The following is a 2288-nucleotide window of genomic DNA, read 5'->3' as shown; positions in this document are numbered from 1 at the left end:
GGGCGGCACGTCACGACGGCCGCCCCGCGCCCCTGTGCGGGTCAGACCGACGTCGGCCGCAGTCTCGCCGCGTCCGCCGGGCTGGGGCGGTCCGGGGTGCCGTTCATCAGCGCGCTGCCCGTACGCCACTTCGCCCAGGCGAGGTTCCAGTCGCCGAAGCCGTTGCCGAACGTCTCCATCTCGTGGCCGTTCGAGTTGACGACCTGGACGACGTCGCCCTCGTGGACGGTGTTGTAGAACCATTGGGCGTTGCTGGTGCTCATGCCGGTGCAGCCGTGACTGACGTTCTCGTAGCCCTGGGAGCCCACGGACCAGGGGGCGGCATGGACGTACTCGCCGCTCCAGGTGACACGCGTGGCGTAGTAGACGGGCAGGTCGTAGGAGTCCGAGGAACCCTCCGCGATGCCGACCGTGGTGCCGCGCATACGTACGAAGTACTCCTTGCCCAGGACGACCTTGACGCCGTTGCGGGTCTCGAAGCCGGTCTTGCCGGTGGTGACGGGGATCTGGTTGATCTGCGCGCCGTTCTTGTAGACCTTCATCGAGTGTGCCGCGGCGTCCGTGACGGCGACGATGCTGTCGCCCGTGGTGAGCTTCAGGGGCGCGGCCTTGCCGCCCCACAGACGGTCGCCGACCTTCATGCCCTCCAGGTTGCTGTGCACCTGGATGGTGGCGTGGGCGGGCCAGTAGTCCTTGGGCCGGAAGTGGAGTTCCTTGTCGTTGACCCAGTGCCAGGCGCCCTCCACGACGGGCGTGGAGTCCACTCTGAGGGCCTGCTCGACGACGGTCCGCTGGGCCTTGTCCTTGACCGGCATGTTGAGTTGGGCGGTGACGGGCTGCCCGACGCCGTACTGGCCCGCCTTGGGGCCGAAGGTGATGTCCAGGTTCTTCTTCGTGGCGGGCTGGCCGGTCTCGAAGGTGAGGATCTTGCGGCCGGGGGATCCGTCGTCGTCCTCGGTGCTCACCCGCACCGTGTAGCGGGCGTTGGCGGCGAGCGGCTCGGTGCTGTGCCAGCGGCTGCCGTCGGCGGACAGCTCGCCGGCCACGTAGCGACCCGACGCGTCGACCGCCGTGACGTCCGTCAGGCGCCCGTCTGAGCCCTCGGCGGTGACCTCGAGGGGCTTGTCCGGGTCGGCCTTCTTCCTGACGTCCGAGGGGCCGTTGAAGGCGATCTCCTCGGCAGCGTCGTAGGGCCGGGCGGAGAGCGGGTTTCCGTCCGAGCCGCAGGCGGTGATGCCCGCGCAGAGGGCGATCACCAGCAGCGTGCAGCTGACGACGGTGCGAGGGCGGGGTGAGTGGCTCATGGGTCAACGCTAGGAAGCTTCGTCAGCACCGGCGCGTTGGGTAACCCGGAAGAGGGACCCGACATGCGGCAAACACAGGAGCCCGGATCCTCCTGACGGAGTATCCGGGCTCCCGGTCGTGCGATGCGTGGTGTTACTGGGTGCGGTTCTCACCGCGGTAGTACTCGAAGACCCAGCCCCACAGGCCCACCAGGATCAGCGGGACGGAGAAGTACAGCAGCCACCAGCCGATCGCAACACCCAGGAAGGCCAGGGCGCCACCGATGGCGAGCGACAGCGGCTGCCAGCTGTGCGGGCTGAAGAAGCCCAGCTCGCCGGCGTCGTCCGCGACGTCCGCCTCCTTGTTGTCCTGCGCCCCGGCGTCGACCCGACGGGCGGTGAAGCCCAGGTAGAAGCCGATCATGATGCACAGGCCGAAGGCCAGGAAGAGGGCCGTGGTACCGGCCGGCTCCTTCGACCACACGCCATAGACGACCGCCATGGCGAGGACGAAGAAGCTCAGCCACATGAACATCTTGCCCTGGATCTTCACTTGCCGGCCTCCTTGCCGCCCGCGATGGCGCTCGCACCGTGGCCGGCGTGCTCCAGCTCCAGAGCCGCGATCTCAGGGTGGTGCAGGTCGAACGCCGGGGATTCGCTGCGGATCCGCGGCAGGGTGAGGAAGTTGTGCCGCGGCGGCGGGCAGGACGTCGCCCATTCGAGCGAACGGCCGTAGCCCCACGGGTCGTCGACGCCGACCGGCTTGCCGTACTTGGCCGTCTTCCAGACGTTGTAGAAGAACGGCAGGATCGACAGGCCGAGCACGAACGAGCTGATCGTCGAGACCGTGTTCAGGGCGGTGAAGCCGTCGGCCGCCAGGTAGTCGGCGTAACGACGCGGCATGCCCTCGGCGCCCAGCCAGTGCTGGACCAGGAAGGTGCCGTGGAAGCCGATGAACAGCGTCCAGAAGGTGATCTTGCCGAGGCGCTCGTCGAGCATCTTGCC

At 68.3% G+C, this 2288-nt stretch carries 3 protein-coding genes; all 3 read right to left on the bottom strand.

From position 1 onward, the window contains the following. Positions 1-41: 41 nt before the first annotated feature. Positions 42-1304, bottom strand: a complete 1263-nt coding sequence (locus tag ACFV0T_RS42120) for an Ig-like domain-containing protein (RefSeq protein WP_385790845.1) — start codon at positions 1302-1304, stop codon at positions 42-44. A 133-nt stretch (positions 1305-1437) separates the two neighbouring features. Beyond that, complete coding sequence (locus ACFV0T_RS42115) at positions 1438-1836, bottom strand: cytochrome c oxidase subunit 4 (protein ID WP_385790843.1); 399 nt, start codon at positions 1834-1836, stop codon at positions 1438-1440. Then, the coding region (locus ACFV0T_RS42110; RefSeq protein ID WP_385790841.1) for a cbb3-type cytochrome c oxidase subunit I at positions 1833-2288 on the bottom strand (456 nt) is incomplete at its 5' end. The genes ACFV0T_RS42115 and ACFV0T_RS42110, both read right to left, overlap by 4 nt.

The sequence above is a fragment of the Streptomyces sp. NPDC059582 genome (genome assembly GCF_042735715.1).
Taxonomy (GTDB): Bacteria; Actinomycetota; Actinomycetes; order Streptomycetales; family Streptomycetaceae; genus Streptomyces.
This window is presented reverse-complemented; position numbering and strand designations above follow the sequence as displayed.